The 18453-nt window shown below is 71.6% G+C and carries 18 protein-coding genes; 9 read left to right on the top strand and 9 right to left on the bottom strand.

Translation table 11 applies throughout. The features are described 5' to 3' along the window. Positions 1 to 344: 344 nt before the first annotated feature. Positions 345 to 986: a DNA-3-methyladenine glycosylase gene (locus AC07F3_RS29060; RefSeq protein ID WP_479117370.1), complete on the bottom strand. Its 642-nt coding sequence runs from the start codon at positions 984 to 986 to the stop codon at positions 345 to 347. 94 nt (positions 987 to 1080) lie between these two features. On the opposite strand from AC07F3_RS29060, the gene AC07F3_RS29055 reads away from it, so the two are divergent. From AC07F3_RS29055 to AC07F3_RS29045, 3 genes are all read left to right on the top strand, one after another. Next, on the top strand, positions 1081 to 1863 hold the full coding sequence (locus tag AC07F3_RS29055) for a sporulation protein (protein ID WP_479117369.1): 783 nt from the start codon (positions 1081 to 1083) through the stop codon (positions 1861 to 1863). A 56-nt stretch (positions 1864 to 1919) separates the two neighbouring features. Continuing rightward, complete coding sequence (locus AC07F3_RS29050) at positions 1920 to 2456, top strand: YbhB/YbcL family Raf kinase inhibitor-like protein (protein WP_469483549.1); 537 nt, start codon at positions 1920 to 1922, stop codon at positions 2454 to 2456. A gap of 182 nt (positions 2457 to 2638) precedes the next feature. After that, on the top strand, positions 2639 to 3142 hold the full coding sequence (locus AC07F3_RS29045; RefSeq protein WP_479117368.1) for an HNH endonuclease: 504 nt from the start codon (positions 2639 to 2641) through the stop codon (positions 3140 to 3142). An 80-nt stretch (positions 3143 to 3222) separates the two neighbouring features. On the opposite strand, the gene AC07F3_RS29040 is transcribed toward AC07F3_RS29045, so the two are convergent. The 4 genes from AC07F3_RS29040 to AC07F3_RS29025 all read right to left on the bottom strand — a co-directional run bounded on the left by AC07F3_RS29040 (position 3223) and on the right by AC07F3_RS29025 (position 6381). After that, positions 3223 to 3996 (bottom strand): sulfite exporter TauE/SafE family protein, encoded by a 774-nt coding sequence (locus tag AC07F3_RS29040; RefSeq protein ID WP_469483553.1) that lies wholly within the window; start codon positions 3994 to 3996, stop codon positions 3223 to 3225. Between the two features lie 93 nt (positions 3997 to 4089). After that, positions 4090 to 5028 (bottom strand): SPFH domain-containing protein, encoded by a 939-nt coding sequence (locus AC07F3_RS29035; protein WP_479117367.1) that lies wholly within the window; start codon positions 5026 to 5028, stop codon positions 4090 to 4092. An 82-nt stretch (positions 5029 to 5110) separates the two neighbouring features. Then, the gene (locus AC07F3_RS29030; protein WP_479117366.1) at positions 5111 to 5539 is read right to left on the bottom strand and encodes an NfeD family protein; all 429 of its coding nucleotides are present in this window, start codon (positions 5537 to 5539) and stop codon (positions 5111 to 5113) included. 50 nt (positions 5540 to 5589) lie between these two features. After that, positions 5590 to 6381 (bottom strand): ABC transporter ATP-binding protein, encoded by a 792-nt coding sequence (locus AC07F3_RS29025; RefSeq protein ID WP_114035983.1) that lies wholly within the window; start codon positions 6379 to 6381, stop codon positions 5590 to 5592. 148 nt (positions 6382 to 6529) lie between these two features. Here AC07F3_RS29025 and AC07F3_RS29020 point away from each other — a divergent pair, with 148 nt between their 5' ends. After that, positions 6530 to 7315 carry a hypothetical protein gene (locus tag AC07F3_RS29020; protein WP_479117365.1) on the top strand — a complete coding sequence of 262 codons (786 nt, stop codon included), beginning with the start codon at positions 6530 to 6532 and terminating at the stop codon, positions 7313 to 7315. A 73-nt stretch (positions 7316 to 7388) separates the two neighbouring features. Here the strand turns inward: AC07F3_RS29020 and AC07F3_RS29015 are convergent, their stop codons facing one another. The 3 genes from AC07F3_RS29015 to AC07F3_RS29005 all read right to left on the bottom strand — a co-directional run bounded on the left by AC07F3_RS29015 (position 7389) and on the right by AC07F3_RS29005 (position 9596). Further along, a complete protein-coding gene (locus AC07F3_RS29015; RefSeq protein WP_479117364.1) occupies positions 7389 to 7631 on the bottom strand; it encodes a chaplin in 243 nt (80 codons plus the stop codon). A gap of 149 nt (positions 7632 to 7780) precedes the next feature. Then, the gene (locus AC07F3_RS29010) at positions 7781 to 8425 is read right to left on the bottom strand and encodes a response regulator (protein ID WP_479117363.1); all 645 of its coding nucleotides are present in this window, start codon (positions 8423 to 8425) and stop codon (positions 7781 to 7783) included. Beyond that, positions 8418 to 9596 (bottom strand): GAF domain-containing sensor histidine kinase, encoded by a 1179-nt coding sequence (locus AC07F3_RS29005; RefSeq protein WP_479117362.1) that lies wholly within the window; start codon positions 9594 to 9596, stop codon positions 8418 to 8420. The genes AC07F3_RS29010 and AC07F3_RS29005 overlap by 8 nt, the downstream gene beginning before the upstream one ends. Positions 9597 to 9779: 183 nt before the next feature. On the opposite strand from AC07F3_RS29005, the gene AC07F3_RS29000 reads away from it, so the two are divergent. From AC07F3_RS29000 to AC07F3_RS28990, 3 genes are all read left to right on the top strand, one after another. Continuing rightward, positions 9780 to 10481 (top strand): SDR family NAD(P)-dependent oxidoreductase, encoded by a 702-nt coding sequence (locus AC07F3_RS29000; RefSeq protein WP_479117361.1) that lies wholly within the window; start codon positions 9780 to 9782, stop codon positions 10479 to 10481. Beyond that, positions 10478 to 11557, top strand: a complete 1080-nt coding sequence (locus AC07F3_RS28995) for an S-adenosylmethionine:tRNA ribosyltransferase-isomerase (protein ID WP_479117360.1) — start codon at positions 10478 to 10480, stop codon at positions 11555 to 11557. The genes AC07F3_RS29000 and AC07F3_RS28995 overlap by 4 nt, the downstream gene beginning before the upstream one ends. A gap of 270 nt (positions 11558 to 11827) precedes the next feature. Further along, complete coding sequence (locus AC07F3_RS28990) at positions 11828 to 12502, top strand: transglycosylase SLT domain-containing protein (protein ID WP_479117359.1); 675 nt, start codon at positions 11828 to 11830, stop codon at positions 12500 to 12502. 93 nt (positions 12503 to 12595) lie between these two features. On the opposite strand, the gene AC07F3_RS28985 is transcribed toward AC07F3_RS28990, so the two are convergent. Then, positions 12596 to 15109 carry an ABC transporter ATP-binding protein/permease gene (locus tag AC07F3_RS28985; RefSeq protein WP_479117358.1) on the bottom strand — a complete coding sequence of 838 codons (2514 nt, stop codon included), beginning with the start codon at positions 15107 to 15109 and terminating at the stop codon, positions 12596 to 12598. Positions 15110 to 15456: 347 nt separating this feature from the next. Between AC07F3_RS28985 and AC07F3_RS28980 the strand changes: the two genes are divergently transcribed. Continuing rightward, positions 15457 to 17064, top strand: a complete 1608-nt coding sequence (locus tag AC07F3_RS28980) for a streptophobe family protein (protein ID WP_479117357.1) — start codon at positions 15457 to 15459, stop codon at positions 17062 to 17064. 98 nt (positions 17065 to 17162) lie between these two features. Next, complete coding sequence (gene serB, locus AC07F3_RS28975; RefSeq protein ID WP_479117356.1) at positions 17163 to 18404, top strand: phosphoserine phosphatase SerB; 1242 nt, start codon at positions 17163 to 17165, stop codon at positions 18402 to 18404. Positions 18405 to 18453: the final 49 nt, after the last annotated feature.

The following is an 18453-nucleotide window of genomic DNA, read 5'->3' as shown; positions in this document are numbered from 1 at the left end:
AGGAACGGACGCTTCCTTCGTACTCACCCTCTCGGGCTTTCCTCCGGGCGCTTCCCTTCGGTATTTCGTGTTCCGACTCTATCAGACTCTTTCGTATCCGATTCCCCGTCGAATTGGGGTTCGCTTTCCGGTTCCCGCTTCCGCGTTTCCCTTTCGGCGTGTCCACTACTTTAGCGGGTTTCCCCGGCTCTTCATAATCGAGTCATTCGAGTTCGAATTTCGGCATGCCAAAATGCAGACCCGTTGGGGTTCGATCGTAGGTAGTGGATGGCCGCCTGGGGTTGCTGAACAGCAGGGCCCGTCTCAAGCGGCTCGGGCTACGTTAGGCGTCGCTTGAGGCCGAGTCAAGTTCGGCGCTTGCGCGGCTGATGGGCGCGATACGGGCTCACCGTGGGGTCGTCCGCGATCCAGAACCGCCAGGGCTGCCACGCGCCCTCGCCGCCGACGCCGGTGCGCGGGCCGCTCCGTACCTGGTCGGGCGTGGGAGGGGTACCCGTCAGTACGGAGAGAGGGGCCTCGGGGCCGGCGCAGACGTCCGCTCCGTTCAGGGGGCGGTCCACGTCGAGGGCGGTGGCCAGGCGGGCCGGGCCTTTGGCCAGTTCCTTGTCATGACGGGCCGAGATTCGACGTTTGCGGGCCAGCTCGGTGCCCACCCGGATCTCCCCCGCCCTGAGCAGGACGCCGCTTGCCTGCCCCTCCGGCCCGCACACCAGGTTGAGGCAGTGCCACATCCCGTAGGTGAAGTAGACGTACGCGTGTCCGGGCGGCCCGAACATCACGTCGTTGCGGGGGGTGCGGCCGCGGAAGGCGTGGGAGCCCGGGTCGTTCGGGCCGTCGTAGGCCTCCACCTCGGTGAGGCGCAGTTCGATCGGGCCGGAGGGGCTGTGGCGTACCAGCGTGCGGCCCAGGAGGTCGGGGGCGACCTCCAGGACGGAGCGGTCGAAGAATTCCCTGGGCAATGGCGTACGTTCGGGGGCCGCGATCATGGCGTCCGAGGGTAGTGGACGGCGGGCGGAACCGGACATGACGGTTGCGCGTTCGTAGGGATCGAGGTCGACAGGACATAGGGGAAGGACTGGCATGGGGTTCAAGCGGCTGCTGGCGAGCTTGGGGGCCGGCGGGGCTTCGGTGGAGACCGAGCTCACCGAGACCAACGTGGTGCCGGGTGGGGTCGTCCAGGGTGAGGTGCGGATCCAGGGCGGTTCGGTCGATCAGCGGATCGAGGGGCTCTCGGTCGGGTTGCAGGCGCGTGTCGAGGTCGAGGGCGGCGAGCACGAGCACCGGCAGGACATCGAGTTCACCAAGGTGCGGCTCGGCGGGGCGTTCGAGGCGAGGGCCGGTGCCGTCCACGTGGTGCCGTTCGGCCTGGAGATTCCCTGGGAGACGCCCGTCACGGCGGTCGCCGGGCAGCCGCTGCGGGGCATGCACATCGGGGTGACGACCGAGCTGGAGATCGCCCGCGCGCTGGACTCCGGGGATCTGGACCCGGTCCACGTGCATCCGCTGCCCGCCCAGCAGGCGATCCTCGACGCCTTCCTCCAGCTGGGGTTCCGGTTCAAGGGCGCGGACCTGGAGAAGGGGCACATTCGCGGGACGCGGCAGCGGCTGCCCTTCTACCAGGAGATCGAGTTCCACCCGCCGTCGCAGTACCGGGGCCTGAACGAGGTGGAGCTGTCCTTCGTGGCGGACGACCGCGCGATGGACGTGGTCCTGGAGATGGACAAGAAGCCGGGGCTGTTCAGCGAGGGCAGCGACTCCTACCGCTCGTTCGAGGTGGGCCTCCACGACTTCCGGCGGACCGACTGGGCGGCGTACCTGAACCAGTGGCTGGCCGAGGTCGGCGGGCGGCGGAACTGGTTCTAGCCGGTCACCCCCTAGGCTCGGAACCACCAGTTGATGCCGAATCAGGAGGTGCCGACGTGAGCGAGCTCAAGAGGCCGCCGCTTCCCCATGACTTCCACCCCGAGGTGCCCTCGTTCACCGTGGTGAGCGAGGACGTCGAGCCGGGTGCCGTGCTGAAGGACGCCCAGGTCTACGCGGCCGGGAACACCTCGCCGCAGCTGCGGTGGGAAGGGTTCCCCGCCGGGACGAAGAGCTTCGCGGTGACATGCTTCGATCCGGACGCGCCCACGGGCAGCGGGTTCTGGCACTGGTCGGTGTTCGACATCCCGGCGTCGGTGACCGAGCTGCCCGCGGGGGCGGGCAGCGGGAAGTTCGAGGGGCTGCCGTCGGGAGCGGTGCAGGTGCGCAACGACTACGGCTCGAAGGACTTCGGCGGCGCCGCCCCGCCGCCCGGTGAGACGCACCGCTACGTCTTCACGGTGTACGCGGTCGACACCGAGAAGCTGGGTCCCGACGCGGACGCCTCCCCCGCCGTGGTGGGCTTCAATCTGCGCTTCCACACGCTCGGCCGCGCGCAGCTCATCGGTGAGTACACGGCTCCCGAGCAGAGCTGACCGTTCGTTTTCCGTTTGCCCTGCCCTGGTCTTGGAGAGATCAGGGCAGGGCATTTTTCTGTTGCCGGGGCCGGGTTCACCGCTCGGGCGGCCGCGGATATTGCGTTGTCCATCGTGGCGAGCCCGGCCAGAGTTGATCCAAGCCCGCGAGGGAGTGGGCCGGCACTACGGAGGTGGGCAGGATGCGGGACACGCTGGTACTGAACGCGAGCTTCGAGCCGCTGTCGACGGTGACGCTCAACCGTGCTGTGGTGCTGGTGCTCCAGGACAAGGCCGTGGTCGAACAGTCCCATCCCGGTCTGCGGATGCGTGCCGCCGCCGTCGACATCCCGGTGCCGAGGGTGATCCGGCTGTGCAGATACGTACGGGTGCCCTTCCGAAGACAGGCGCCGTGGTCGAGACGGGGGGTGCTGATCAGGGATCAGCACCGGTGCGCCTACTGCGGGCGGCGCGCGACGACCGTGGACCACGTGGTGCCGCGGGCGCAGGGTGGCCGGGACGGGTGGCTGAACACGGTGGCCTCCTGTGCCGAGGACAATCACCGCAAGGCGGACCGGACGCCGGAGGAGGCGGGGATGCCGCTGCTGCGCCAGCCGTTCGTGCCCTCGCCCGCGGATGCGATGCTGCTCGCGATGGCGGCCGGGGACCGGTCCGAGCTGCCCGAGTGGTGGCTTCGGGCACCGTAACGGCCGCGTGACGGGGCCGGTCCGCTGAGGGAGAGCCCGCCTTCGGAGGGAAGGCGGGCTCCTGTGTCTGCGTACGGCCGCTACTTCAGGGTCAGTTGGAGGATCGCGACGACGCCGACGGCGATGATCACCCCGCGCAGCACGGCGGGCTTGAGGCGGCGGCCGACCTTGGCGCCGATCTGGCCTCCTAGGGTCGAGCCGACGGCGATGAGCAGGACGGCGGTCCAGTCGAACTCGGCGACGAAGAGGAAGAAGACGGCCGCGATGCCGTTGACGACGGCGCCGAGGATGTTCTTGACGGCGTTGATGCGCTGAAGGCTGTCGTGGAGGAGCAGGCCCATCAGGGAGAGGTAGAGGACGCCCTGGGCCGCGCCGAAGTAGCCGCCGTACATGCTGGCGAGGAAGAGGCCGACGAGGAGGGCGACGCCGCCTTCGGGGTGGGCCTCGGTGCCGCGGGCCTCGCGGCGGCGCTTGATGGCGGCGGCGAGTCGGGGCTGGAGCACGACGAGCACGAGGGCCGCGCCGACCAGGACCGGCACGATCGCGTCGAACGACGAGGACGGCAGGGCGAGCAGCAGGATCGCGCCCGCGAGCCCCCCGGCCAGGGCGACGCCGCCGAGGCGGAGCACCCGCCGGGTCTGGCCGCGCAGTTCGTGGCGGTAGCCGATGGCCCCGCTGATGGAGCCGGGGACCAGGCCGAGCGCGTTGGACACGTTGGCGGTGATCGGCGGCAGGCCGGTCGCGAGCAGCACGGGGAAGGTGAACAGCGTGCCGGATCCGACGATGGTGTTGATGGTGCCCGCGCCGATACCGGCGGCGAAGACCGCGAGTGCTTCCCAGATGGACAAGGCCATCTCCTTACACATTCAGTGAGTCGCCTCCCCGCCATGGAGGTCGAGGGGCCGCACTGATCATGCATGAACGGTGTACGGGGCAGTCAACTGCCCTCAGTCCACCGGGGGTTGCTCGCGGCGCTCGGTCGCGGCGTTGCCGGTGTTGAAGCCCGGCATGCCGCCGCCGAGGTTGCCGAAGGCTCCGGAGAGGCCCTTGAGGGCGTCGCCGATCTCGCTGGGCACGATCCAGAGCTTGTTGGCGTCGCCCTCGGCGATCTTCGGGAGCATCTGGAGGTACTGGTAGGAGAGGAGCTTCTGGTCGGGGTCGCCCGCGTGGATGGACTCGAAGACCGTACGGATGGCCTGGGCCTCGCCCTCGGCGCGCAGGGCGGCCGCCTTGGCCTCACCTTCGGCGCGCAGGATCGCGGACTGCTTCTCACCCTCGGCGCGCAGGATCTCCGACTGCCGTACACCTTCGGCCTGGAGGATCGCGGCGCGCTTGTCACGGTCGGCGCGCATCTGCTTCTCCATCGAGTCCTGGATGGAGGTCGGCGGCTCGATCGCCTTGAGCTCGACGCGGTTGACGCGGATGCCCCACTTGCCGGTGGCCTCGTCGAGGACGCCGCGCAGGGCCGCGTTGATCTCCTCGCGGGAGGTGAGGGTGCGCTCCAGGTCCATGCCGCCGATGATGTTGCGGAGCGTGGTGACGGTGAGCTGCTCGATCGCCTGGATGTAGCTGGCGACTTCGTAGGTGGCGGCCCGCGCGTCGGTCACCTGGTAGTAGATGACGGTGTCGATGTTGACGACCAGGTTGTCCTGGGTGATCACCGGCTGGGGCGGGAAGGGGACGACCTGCTCGCGGAGGTCGATCCGGTTGCGGATCGAGTCGATGAACGGGACGACGATGTTCAGGCCCGCGTTCAGCGTCCTGGTGTAGCGGCCGAAGCGCTCCACGATCGCGGCGCTGGCCTGCGGGATCACCTGGATGGTCTTGATCAGGGCGATGAAGACCAGCACCACCAGGATGATCAGGACGATGATGATCGGTTGCATCGCGTACCCCGTGCCCTTCTTGCTCTCGGATGGCCCTGGAAACGTCGGTTGATAGTTCCGGACCTGATGATCCTGGCATGGTTCACATGACGATGGCAGTGGCTCCGTCGATCTCGACCACGTCGACCTGGCGTCCGGGTTCGTAGACCTGCTCCGTGTCGAGCGCGCGGGCCGACCAGACCTCGCCCGCCAGCTTGATCCGGCCGCCGCCGGCGTCGACCCGTTCCAGGACGACGGCCTGACGGCCCTTCAGGGCTTCGGTGCCGGTGGCGAGTCGGGGGCTCTGGGCGCGGTGGCGGGCGGCGATGGGGCGGACGACGGCGATGAGCGCGACCGAGACGGCCACGAAGAGGAGCACCTGCGCGACGGCGCCGAGGCCGAGCCCCGCGCCCAGGGCGGCGGCGGCCGCGCCGACCGCCATCATGCCGAACTCGGGCATGGCGGTCAGTACGAGGGGGATGCCCAGACCTGCCGCGGCTATCAGCCACCAAATCCATGCCTCGATGTCCACAAGGTCATGGTAGGTCCGGGCGTCCCCTCACCGACAGTGCGCGAGGCCGCCTAGCCGAGCGGCAGGCCCGTCGCGGTGTAGCGGTCGCCGCGGTGCTCGACGAGGAGCGGGAGGCCGAAGCAGAGGGAGAGGTTGCGGGAGGTCAGCTCGGTCTCCATGGGGCCGGCGGCGAGCACCTTGCCCTGACGGATCATGAGGACGTGGGTGAAGCCGGGGGCGATCTCCTCGACGTGGTGGGTGACCATCACCATCGAGGGCGCGTACGGGTCGCGCGCGAGGCGGCCGAGGCGGCGGACCAGGTCCTCGCGGCCGCCGAGGTCGAGGCCGGCGGCGGGCTCGTCGAGGAGGAGGAGCTCGGGGTCGGTCATCATGGCGCGGGCGATGAGGGTGCGCTTGCGCTCGCCCTCGGAGAGGGTGCCGAACTTGCGGTCGAGGAAGTCCGTCATGCCGAGCCGGTCGAGGAAGGCGCGGGCCCGGTCCTCGTCGACGGCGTCGTACTCCTCCTGCCAGGTGGCGGTCATGCCGTACGCGGCGGTGAGCACGGTCTGCAGGACGGTCTGGCGCTTGGGGAGCTTGTCGGCCATGGCGACGCCGGCCATGCCGATGCGCGGGCGCAGCTCGAAGACGTCCACCTTGCCGAGCTGTTCACCGAGGATCTTCGCGGTGCCGGTGCTCGGGAAGAGGTAGCTGGAGGCGATGTTGAGGAGGGTGGTCTTGCCGGCGCCGTTGGGGCCGAGGATGACCCAGCGCTCGCCTTCCTTGACCGACCAGGAGACGTCGTCCACCAGAGCGCGTCCGTCGCGGACCACGGATACGTCCACCAGCTCCAGTACATCGCTCATGAGCGCGTTGTCTCCCCATGCCATCGTCTTGAGTTCGCGAGTGCTTGCCGGGGGCGCCTGTGGGCGCGGTCCCCAGGGAAAACCTACGCCACTGGCGAAGTGATCCCGCCTCTAGGTCCGGTGGTGCGGTTTCTCTAGGGTTGGAGGCATGTTCTCGGAACCACGTTCAGGTCGGCTGGCCGCTTGGGGAAATGCCCTGTTGGCCGGAAATGTCTCCCCGGATGACGCGGCGCTCGCGATCGTCGGTGACGACGCGGTGCACCGGGTCGAGGGGCTGCCCGGCGAGTCGGCGCCGGTGGGGCTCACGCTGGCGCTCGGCCGGCTGCGCACCCTCGGGGTGAGCGGCTGGCGGGTCGCGCTGCCGACGGCGGGCCATCCGCTGGGGCTCAGCGGACCCGCGGAGTTCAACGCGCGTGCTCTCGACGCCGAGGAGGCCGTGGTGGGGTTCGGGGCGCCCTACGGTCTCGTCCCCGAGCTGTACGAGGCCGGCCCCGCCGGGGACGTGCACACCGAGGTCGTCTGGCACTGCCTGCCCGTGCGCGAGGCCCCGCCCGCCGACGTGCCCTCGCTCGGGGAGGCGGAGCGCGAGCTCGCGGAGGCGCTGCGGGAGGCGACCGCCGTGCTCACCCGGCTCGACGTGGCGGGGTCGGGTCCGGCCGCGGCCGCCGCGATCGACGCGTACCGGGCGCGGGCCGAGGGCCCCGACGAGGAGGTGCTCGCCCCGGGTTATCCGCCGCGCGCGGTACGGGTGCTGGAACTGGCCCGGCGGGTCGCGCTGCTGGTGTCGCTGGCGTACGAGAACGGGCACGGGGGCGCGGTGAGCGCCTCGGAGATCGCGGCGCGGGGCGAGGCGCTGCGCCCGGTGGAGCGGGTGGCCCGGCGGGCCAGGGTCGCGGCGTACAACGCGTATGTGGAGGAGCGGGAGCGGGGCTGAGGCGGTCCGGACAGCGGACCGGCCCCCGGGTCGAACCCGGGGGCCGGAGGTCACCGCTCGGACGCGGAGCGGGTCAGCTGTTGGAGCTCTCGTTCCCGAAGGCCGGGTTGAGGACGCCGATCACGTTGACCGTGTTGCCCGTGGCGTTCACCGGGACGTGGACCGGAACCTGGACCAGGTTGCCGGAGACGACGCCCGGGGAGCGCTCGGCGGTGCCGTCGGCCTGGGCTCCGCCGTGAGCGGAAGCGGCGCCGGTCGCGGCGGCGAGGGCGCCGCCGGCGAGCACGGTGACGGCGAGAGCCTTGTTGAGCTTCATGTTCTGGATCCTCCTGGTCAGCGCCGCGACCAACCGCCGCGGCATGCCATGGAGAACGCCCGGGCCTCCCCGGGGATGCGCTATGTGGGTGACATCCACACGACGGTATGAATCTTGGGCCGGAGCATGACGATCCGGTTCACGTTTTGTCAGTCCGTCACACCATGGCGCACCGCCCACAGCGCGGCCTGGGTGCGGTCGGCGAGGTCGAGCTTCATCAGGATGTTCGAGACGTGGGTCTTGACCGTCTTCTCGGACAGCACGAGATGGCGGGCGATCTCCCGGTTGGAACGGCCGTCGGCGATCAGTGCCAGGACCTCCTTCTCCCGCTCGGTGAGGGTCGAGCCGCGCCCGGTGCCGCCGTGCCCGTCGTCCTGGCTGAGCAGCGCGCCCGCGACCTCGGGCTGGAGCAGCACATGGCCGGCGTGCACCGAGCGGATCGCTCCGGCCAGCGCGTCCGGGTCGACGTCCTTGTACACATAGCCGGACGCGCCGGCGCGCAGGGCCGGGACCACGGTGCGCTGCTCGGTGAAGCTGGTGACGACGAGGACCCTCGCCGGGTTGGCGAGCTCGCGGAGCTTGCGCAGCGCCTCGATGCCGTCCATGCCCGGCATCTTCACGTCCATCAGGACGACGTCCGGCTTCAGCTCCTGGGCGCGGGCGACGCCCTCGGCGCCGTCGGAGGCCTCCCCCACCACCTCTATGTCGTCCTGTACTTCCAGGAACGTCCGCAGTCCTCGGCGGACCACCTGGTGGTCGTCCACGAGCAGGACCCTGATCACCTTGTCAGCCACCGGGGACCTCCATCTCGATCGTGGCGCCCGCGCCGGGTGCCGATTGCACGGTCAGCCTGCCGCCGACTCCGCTCGCCCGGTGCCGCATCGACACCAGGCCCAGGTGGCGGCCCGCGCGGCGGACCCGGCTCGGCTCGAAGCCTCGGCCGTCGTCGGTGACCCGCAGGACCGCGCCCTGGCCGTCGCGCTCCAGGACGACGTCGACCCGGCGGGCGCCGGAGTGGCGCAGCGCGTTGTGCAGGGCTTCCTGGGCGACCCGGAGCAGAGCCTCCTCCTGGGCCGGGGGCAGCGCCCGCACCCCGCGGTTGTCGAAGGTGACGCGGGCCGCGTGGGCCCGGTCGAGGACCTGGATCTGGGTGCGCAGGGTCTGCACCAGGCCGTCCTCGTCCAGCGCGGCCGGCCTCAACTCCACGACGGCGGCGCGCAGTTCGTCGGCCGCCTCGGCCGCCAGGGCCGCGACCTGCTGGAGCTCGCCCTTGGCGCGGGCCGGGTCGCGGTCCACCAGGGCGGCGGCCGCCTGCGCGGTGAGCCGCAGCGAGAAGAGCTTCTGGCTGACCGCGTCGTGCAGCTCGTGGGCGAGCCGGGAGCGCTCCTCGGCGATGGTGAGCTCGCGGCTGCGCTCGTACAGGCGGGCGTTGGTCAGGGCGATCGCGGCGTGCTGGGCGAGCAGGCGCAGCAGGTCCTCGTCCTGCTCGGTGAAGCCGCAGGCGCCGTCCGGCTTGGGGCAGCGCTTGTTGGCGAGGAAGAGGGCGCCGAGCGTCTCCTCTCCGTCGCGGATCGGCATGCCCAGGAAGTCGGACATGTCGGGGTGGGCGCTCGGCCAGCCCTCGAAGCGGGGGTCCTTGCGGACGTCGGCGAGGCGCTCCGCCTTCTCCTCGTGGAGCATCGCGGCGAGGATGCCGTGCTGGCGGGGCAGCGGGCCGATCGCCCGCCACTGCTCGTCGCTGACGCCGTCGACCACGAACTGGGCGAACCCGCCGTGGTCGTCGGGGACGCCGAGCGCGGCGTACTCCGCGTCAAGAAGCTCGCGCGCGGAGGCGGTGATCGTCTTGAGCACGTCCCGGACCTCCAGGTGCCGGCTCATGGCGAGCAGGGCGGTGCTCACGGCGGCGAGGCCCGCGCTCGGCGACGGGCCCGCTCCGGTGGCACGGGGGCTCGGGGGACGGCTCATGGGGTCACCGTACCGGCGGGCCGCGACCGCGCGCCTCGGCCTGTGGGCCAGCGCCGCCTGGGCCGCGGGGCCTAGGTCGAAGTGCCTTGCCGGGGTGGGGCCCGCGTCCGAGGCGGCCGGGGCGCACCCGGCCCACTCTGAACCCATCGACGCACAGCTCGACGGACAGAGGGGTCGGAGATCATGCCGGTTGCGATCATCACGGGGGCTTCCAAGGGGCTCGGGCGGGCGCTCGCCGGAGCGCTGGCCGAGCGGGGCTGGGACCTGGTCCTGGATGCGAGAACCGCCCCGGTGCTGGAGGGGACGGCGCGCGCTCTCGACGCGTACGGGACGAAGGTGGTGGCGCTGCCGGGGGACGTCACCGACGCCGGACACCGCGCGGAGCTGGTGGCGGCGGCGTGGGACCTCGGCGGGCTCGACCTGCTGGTGAACAACGCCTCCGCGCTCGGCGCCGAGCCGCTCGTGCGCCTGGCGGAGCTGGACCTCGCGGGTCTGCGGGCGGCCCTGGAGACCAATGTGGTGGCGGCGCTCGGCCTGGTGCAGGAGGCGCTGCCGCTGCTGCGGCGGTCGGACGCGGGCGCGGTGGTCGCGGTCAGCTCGGACGCGGCGGCCGAGGCGTACGGGACCTGGGGCGGGTACGGCGCCTCGAAGGCCGCGCTGGACCAGCTGGCGGCGGTGCTCGCGGTGGAGGAGCCGGGGCTCCGGGTGTGGGCGGTGGATCCGGGCGACATGCGTACCGATCTGTACGCGGCGGCGGTGCCGACGGACGACGACACGGACCGGCCGGAGCCCTCGACGGTGGTGCCGGGGTTCCTGCGGCTGCTCGACGAGCGCCCGGCGAGCGGGCGTTACTCGGCCCCTTCTCTGGTGCGGGTGACGCGATGACCGTGCCCCTGGTGGTGCGGGTGCCGGACGAGCTGCTCGCCTCGGTGCCCGCGGAGGTGCGCGGCAAGGGCCGCGACGACGTGCGGCTCATGGTGTCGCGCGGCACGGCCGTCTCCCACCACGCCTTCCGCGACCTGGCGGGGCAGCTCCGCGCCGGTGACGTGCTCGTCGTCAACACCTCGCCGACGCTGCCCGCCGCGGTCGACGGTTCGGCCGGCGGGCGGCCGGTGGTGGTGCACTTCTCCACCCGGGGGCCGGACGGGCGCTGGGCGGTGGAGCTGCGCACACCCACGCCGTCGGGGAGCAGCGAGCGGCGGACCGGGGACCGGGCGGGGGCCGTCGTGGCGCTGCCCGGCGGGGAGCGGCTGGTGCTCGATCAGGCGCTGAGCCCGGACCGGCTGTGGTGGGCGCGGGTGTCGGCGGCCGACGTGCCGGGGCTGCTGCACCGGCACGGGCGGCCCATCCGGTACGGCTATACGGAGCGGGACCAGCCGCTCGCCGCGTACCAGACGGTGTTCGCGCTGCCGCAGCCCGGCGGGCTCGGGTCGGCGGAGATGCCGAGCGCGGCGCGGCCCTTCACCGTCGACCTGGTCGCGGAGCTGGTGCGGCGGGGCGTGCAGTTCGCGCCGGTCACGCTGCACACCGGGGTGGCATCGGCGGAGGCGCACGAGCCGCCGTACCCGGAGCGCTTCGCGGTGCCGCGGGCCACGGCCGGGGTCGTGAACGCGGCCCGGGCGGGCGGCGGGCGCGTGGTGGCGGTGGGGACCACCGCGGTGCGGGCCCTGGAGTCCGCGGCCGGGGCCGACGGCGTGGTGCGCGAGGCGGCCGGGTGGACGGATCTCGTGGTGACGCCGGAGCGCGGGGTGCGGGTGGTGGACGGGCTGCTGACCGGGCTGCACGAGCCGGAGGCCTCGCATCTGCTGATGCTGGAGGCGATCGCGGGCCGCGAGGCGCTGGCCGTCGCCTACGACCAGGCGCTGAGCCGGCTCTACCTGTGGCACGAGTTCGGCGACGTCCACCTCATACTTCCGGACGAGAACCCTCACCGTGCGCATTGCTCCAGCAACGTTTGGTGAGACTGATACGTGGTTGATGTGAGCCCGGGCATAGGACGCACATCACTTACGAGGCTGTTTAGTGGACACATAAAGTCGGTGTGAGCGGGGCCAGAGTGGGTACGAGGCGCCGTCGGCCGGGGCGTGATCCACTATCCGGCTTCGTATGTGGCAGCTTTGCCACCGGATTTTGCGGCCGCTAACAATGACTCCCGTCGCACAGCGCTGCGGCTCAAACGCCGCGGCGCTTCGGTGCGCCGTCCCACGTCATTCGGAAGAGGTCCAACAGCCATGCCCGAGTCCAGCAACCCTGGTCATAGTCGTCTGAACAAGACGCACAAGATCTCGATTGCCGGTGTCGCCGCCCTCGGCGCCGCCGCTCTCGCCCTCTCGGTCTTCCCCGGGACGGGTCAGTCGGGCAACGCCGCCGCAGCCGCCGAGCCCGCCGCCTTCGCGGCGACCGTCGTCAGCACCAAGGCCGTCTCGGAGAGCATCTCCAAGCAGCAGGTCACCGCCGACCAGCAGGCCAAGGCCGCCGCCAAGGCGAAGGCCGACGCGGATGCCAAGGCGAAGGCCGAGGCCGAGGCGAAGCAGCGTGACGAGGCCGCCGCCGCCAGCCGCTCCGCCGCCCGCAAGCCGGTGTACGCCAACAACCTCGACGGCTGGATCCGCCAGGCCCTCGACATCATGAAGAGCAACGGCATCCCGGGCACCTACGAGGGCCTGCACCGCAACATCATGCGCGAGTCGACCGGCAACCCGAACGCCATCAACGGCTGGGACATCAACGCCATCAACGGCGTCCCGTCCAAGGGTCTGCTCCAGGTCATCCAGCCGACCTTCAATGCCTTCCACGTGCCCGGCACCTCGTCGAACATCTACGACCCGGTCGCCAACATCACCGCCGCCGCCAACTACGCGGCGAAGACGTACGGCTCCATCGACAACGTCAACGGCGCCTACTGAGCCCGACCGCCTCAGGCGGCTGGTCCTCTCCGGACGTACGAGAAGGGCGGCACCCCCGACGGGGTGCCGCCCTTCTCGCGTGTCGGGCGCCGGCTACTTGCGCATGACCTCGGGCTCGTGGCGGCGCAGCAGGCGCGCGACCACGAAGCCGAGGGCGACGCCGATGAACAGCAGCACCGAGATGTCGAGGAACCACTGCGACGCCTGGTGCTTCCACAGCGGGTCGAGGTTGGTCGGGTCGTTCTGGTCCATCGGCCCCATCAGGTGGGCGAGGTCGAGCGTCGTGCCGACGCCCGCGATGGCCCAGCGCGACGGCATCAGCCAGGCGAACTGCTCCAGGCCTACCGAGTCGTACACCTTGAACAGGATGCCGGTGAAGACGACCTGGACGATGGCGAACATGACCAGCAGCGGCATCGTCTTCTCGGAGGTCTTCACCAGCGAGGAGATGATCAGGCCGAACATCATCGAGGTGAAGCCGAGGGCGATCACGACCAGGCACATCTCGACCGCGGGCGGCATCACGAGGCCCTCGGTGGGCAGCTTGCGGGTCGAGAAGCCGATCACGCAGAGGATCACGCCCTGGAAGGCCGTGATGACGCCGAGCACCAGGATCTTGGACATCAGGTACGCCGAACGGGACAGGCCGGTGGCCCGTTCGCGTTCGTAGATGACGCGTTCCTTGATCAGTTCTCGTACGGAGTTGGCCGCGCCGGAGAAGCACATGCCGACCGCGAGGATCAGCATGATGGTGCCGGCGTCCCCGTTGAACCGGGACGGCGGCGTCGGCGCAGCCAGGCCGAACTTCGCGGGAATGACGACGCTGACCGAGCCGATCACCGCGGGCAGGGCCACCGACAGGGCGAGGAAGCCCTTGTCCGAGGCGATGACCGACACGTAGCGGCGCATCAGGGTCCACAGCTGGGAGGCCCAGCCCTGCGGCTTCGGCGGCTTCATCGCCTGGGCCGGCGGCATCTGCACCGACTGCGGTGCGACGGCGTCGATGTCCGCGGCGTACATCTGGTAGTGCTGCGAGCCCTTCCAGCGGCCCGCCCAGTCGTAGTCGCGGTAGCTCTCGAAGGCGGAGAACACATCGGCCCAGGTGCTGTAGCCGAAGAAGTTCAGCGCCTCCTCGGGCGGACCGAAGTACGCCACCGAGCCGCCCGGCGCCATCACGAGCAGCTTGTCGCAGATGGCGAGTTCGGCCACCGAGTGGGTCACGACCAGGACGGTGCGGCCGTCGTCGGCGAGACCGCGCAGGAGCTGCATGACGTCGCGGTCCATGCCCGGGTCGAGGCCCGAGGTGGGCTCGTCGAGGAAGATCAGCGACGGCTTGGTCAGGAGCTCCAGGGCCACCGAGACGCGCTTGCGCTGGCCACCGGAGAGGGAGGTGACCTTCTTCTCCTTGTGGATGTCCAGCTTGAGCTCGCGCAGCACCTCGTCGATGCGCTGCTGGCGCTCGCTCTCGGTGGTGTCGGCGGGGAAGCGCAGCTTGGCCGCGTACTTCAGCGCCTTCTTGACGGTCAGCTCCTTGTGCAGGATGTCGTCCTGCGGGACCAGACCGATGCGCTGGCGCAGCTCGGCGAACTGCTTGTAGAGGTTCCGGTTGTCGTAGAGGACGTCGCCCTTGTTGGCGGGCCGGTAGCCGGTGAGCGCCTTGAGCAGGGTGGACTTTCCGGAGCCCGAGGGGCCGATGACCGCGATGAGGGACTTCTCGGGGACGCCGAAGGAGACGTCCTTGAGGATGTCCTTGCCGCCGTCGACCGTGACGGTCAGGTGGCGCGCGGAGAAGGAGACGTCACCGGTGTCGACGAACTCCTCGAGCCGGTCGCCGACGATGCGGAACGTCGAGTGGCCGACGCCGACGATGTCCTGCGGACCGAGCAGGACGCTGCCGCCCTTGGCGATCGGCTGGCCGTTGACGTACGTGCCGTTGTGCGAGCCGAGGTCGCGGATCTCCATCCGGCCGTCGGGCGTCGCGTGGAACTCGGCGTGGTGGCGCGAGACCTGGAGGTCGGAGACCACCAGCTCGTTCTCGAGCGCACGGCCGATGCGCATGACGCGGCCGAGCGCCACTTGGTGGAACGTGGTCGGGCTGCGGTCGCCGTAGACGGGCGGGCCGCCCGCCTGGCCGCCCTGCTGCTGCGGGACCTGCGGCTGCTGAGGCTGGGGCGGCTGCTGCCACTGCTGCTGCGGGACCTGCGCCTGCTGCGGCGGCTGCGCCCAGCCGCCCTGCTGGGGCGGGGCCTGCTGGGGCTGCGGGTGGGCCGGGGCCGCCTGCGCCTGGGCGGCGGGCTGCGCGTAGGCGGCCGCGGCGGCACCGGTCAGATTCAGCCGCGGACCATCGGTCGCGTTGCCGAGGTGGACCGAGGAGCCGGGGCCGATTTCCATCTGGTGGATCCGCTGGCCCTGCACATAGGTGCCATTGGTCGATCCGTGGTCCTCGATGACCCAACTGCGGCCGCCCCAGCTGATCGTGGCGTGGCGCCACGAGACTCTGGCGTCGTCGACCACCAGGTCACCCTGCGGATCACGACCGAGGGTGTACGACCTGGACGGATCGAGCGTCCAGGTGCTGCCATTCAATTCCAGTACGAGTTCCGGCACTCCAGCCCCACTTGTCGTCCCCCGAAAGACCCCCGCACCGGAGGCCTGTGACTCCCGACACAGGGAGTCTAGGGATGGTGAACATCGGGGGGAACTATTTCAGGCCCGGGCTCGTATCCGAAACCCGGGCCTTGTGAATTACGTGCACAGACCGTGCACAGTCCGGTCCCGGTCCTGCAACAGGCCCCGCCTGTGCGCCCGTTGACGTGGACCAAACACCCCCCGAGAGTAGTAAGCACCCATGAGTGCGTACGGATCATGATGTCCGCCCATAAATGACGTGGCCGCGGAGGAACATGTTCTCTCCGCATGAATTGGGGCAAGTCGGCTCGTACCGGGGGGTCCTGATGAGCGTGGGCGACAACGAGGTCCGCGGCGCGATCCGGTGGGGCGACGTGGCGCTCGCCTCGATCGCCTCGGTGAGCTGGGCGCTGGTCGCGATGGCGGGCACGGCCGCGCTCGGACTGCACCTGCTGGGGGCGGACGCGGCGGGTGCGCTCGGTCCGATGACCGCGGCCGTGGTGGTCCTCGGGGCGGGCGGCTCGGTCACCCCTTCCGGTGATGTCTCGGCGTTCGGGCTGAGCGGTGCCGAAGCGGGGACCGCCATCGATTTCACGCCACTGGGCGTGGGGCTCGCGGGGGCGCTGCTGCTCGGCGTCTTCTTCCTGCGTTCGCTGCGGGCCGCGGGCGCCTGGATCTCCGGCGCCGAACTGGCGGCCCGCGCGGCCGCGGTGGCCGCGCTCTTCGTCGCCGTCGTCGCCGGGCTCGCCTGGGCGGGCCACGACCTGATCACCCTCGACGGCTCCCAGCTGGGCCTGGGCCAGGTGAAGGTGCCCGGCATCCCGGGCATTCCCGGGCTCGGTGACGCGGGCGGGCTGCTGCCCGGCCGGCTCGCCGACCTCGCGGACGCCCGGGCGAAGGTCGGTTTCGGCGTGGACACCGGCCGGTCCCTGGCGGGCGCGGCGTGCTGGGTCGCCGTGGTGCTGGTGATCGCACTGCTCGCCTCGCGGCGCGGCCCGCTGCCGCCCGCCTGGTCGGCGCTGCACCGCACGGTGCGGCCCGCCGCGTCCGCGCTGGTGACGGTGGTCCTGGTCGCGGTGGCGGCGGGGCTCGCGGCCGCGGTGTACGCGGGGATCGGCGACGACCGGCCGCGGCAGATCGCGGGCGCCGCGCTGCTCGGCACGCCGAACGGGGTGTGGCTCGCGATCCCGCTCGGGCTCCTGGTGCCCTGGCACGGCCATGCGAGCGGCACGCTCGCCTCCGCCCTGCCGGACCCCTTCGGCCGGCTCCTCGGCGCGACGGACGACGAGTCGGTCTCGCTGGCGCGACTGGCCCAACTCGACCACCGCGTCTGGCTGTTGGCGGTCGCGACGGGCTTGCTGATGCTGTGCGCGGGGGTGCTCGCCGCGGCCCGTACGCCGGTGGGCGGGCGTTCGCTCGGCGCCTTCGCGGGGCGGTGCGCGCTGTCGCTGGCCGCGGCCACCGCGGTGACGCTCCCCCTGATGGTGTGGCTCACCGGGATCTCCGCGAGCGCCTCGCTTTCGGTGCTGGGCTTCGACGCGTTCGGGGCGGGCATCGAGCTGCACGGCGACGCGGGTCTCGCGCTCGCGCTCGGCGCCGGGTGGGGCCTTGCGGCCGGGGCGGTGGGCGCGCTGCTCGCGTGGACGGCGGGCGCGGCGGGGCGGCGGGCCGCGGTGCTCGCCCGGGTCTCGGGTGCCGCGGGCCCGCCCGGGCCGCGCGAGGAGGCGACGGCGGCGCCGGGTCCGTACAACCCGGCGCCCTCCTACCGTCCGCCGAACCCCGACACCAACCCGTATCTGAAGCTGCCGCCGGGGCTGCACGGCACCCCCACGATGCCGGGCCCGCGCGGCCGGCCCCCGGCGAGGCCCCGCCCCTACCGTCCCCCGCAGGAGGGCCCGCCGCCCCCGCCCGGGGCGCCGCGGGGCCGCGGCTGAGGCGGGCGGGCCCGGCGAGGGGCCGTCCGAGGGGGCGCTGTCCGCAGGGCGGGACGGCGTGCCGGGCGTGAGCCGGGGCCGGATACGGTGGGATCACCATGACGCCATCGCCCCTGCCCCCCGCCGGCCAGAACTCCGACGCCGGTCAGAGCTCTGACGTACCGACCCTCCTCGTCAAGATCTTCGGGAAGGACCGCCCCGGCATCACCGCCGGGCTCTTCGACACCCTCGCCGCCTACTCCGTCGATGTCGTGGACATCGAACAGGTCGTCTCGCGTGGCCGGCTCGTCCTGTGCGCCCTGATCACCGAGCCCACCGTGGCCTCACCGGGCGAGCTGCGCGCCACCGTGCACAGCTGGGCCGAATCGCTCAAGCTCGAAGCCGAGATCATCTCCGGCATCGGCGACAACAGGCCGCGCGGCAGCGGCCGTTCGCACGTCACTGTGCTCGGCCACCCGCTGACCGCCGAGTCCACGGCGGCCATAGCGGCCCGGATCGCCGCCACCGGCGGCAACATCGACCGCATCTTCCGGCTCGCCAAGTACCCCGTCACCGCCGTGGAGTTCGCGGTCTCCGGCGTCGAGACCGGTCCGCTGCGCACCGCGCTCGCCACCGAGGCGGCCGCCCGCGGGGTGGACGTGGCCGTGGTCTCGGCGGGCCTGCACCGGCGGGCCCAGCGGCTCGTCGTGATGGACGTGGACTCCACGCTGATCCAGGACGAGGTGATCGAGCTCTTCGCCGCGCACGCCGGGTGCGAGGCCGAGGTCGCCGAGGTCACCGCCGCCGCGATGCGCGGCGAGCTGGACTTCGAGCAGTCGCTGCACGCCCGGGTCGCGCTGCTGCGGGGCCTGGACGCCTCGGTGGTCGACAAGGTGCGGGCCGAGGTCCGGCTCACGCCCGGCGCCCGCACCCTGGTCCGTACGCTCAAGGCCCTCGGCTACCAAGTGGGCGTCGTGTCGGGCGGGTTCACCCAGGTCACCGATGGGCTCAAGGAGCAGCTCGGGCTCGACTTCGCCTCCGCCAACACCCTGGAGATCGAGGACGGCAGGTTCACCGGGCGGGTCACCGGCGAGATCGTCGACCGGGCCGGCAAGGCGCGGCTGCTGCGGGAGTTCGCCGCCGAGGCCGGGGTGCCGCTCGCCCAGACCGTGGCGATCGGCGACGGCGCCAACGACCTGGACATGCTGAACGCGGCGGGCCTCGGGGTCGCGTTCAACGCCAAGCCGGTGGTCCGGGAGGCCGCGCACACCGCGGTGAACGTGCCCTTCCTTGACACCGTGCTGTATCTGCTCGGCATCACCCGCGAGGAGGTCGAGGCGGCCGACGGCCTGCTCGACTGATCCCGGCGGGAAGACGGAAGGCCCCGGTGCGCGGTGCGCGCCGGGGCCT

It is taken from the genome of Streptomyces sp. NPDC045846 (genome assembly GCF_056431605.1).
This window is presented reverse-complemented; position numbering and strand designations above follow the sequence as displayed.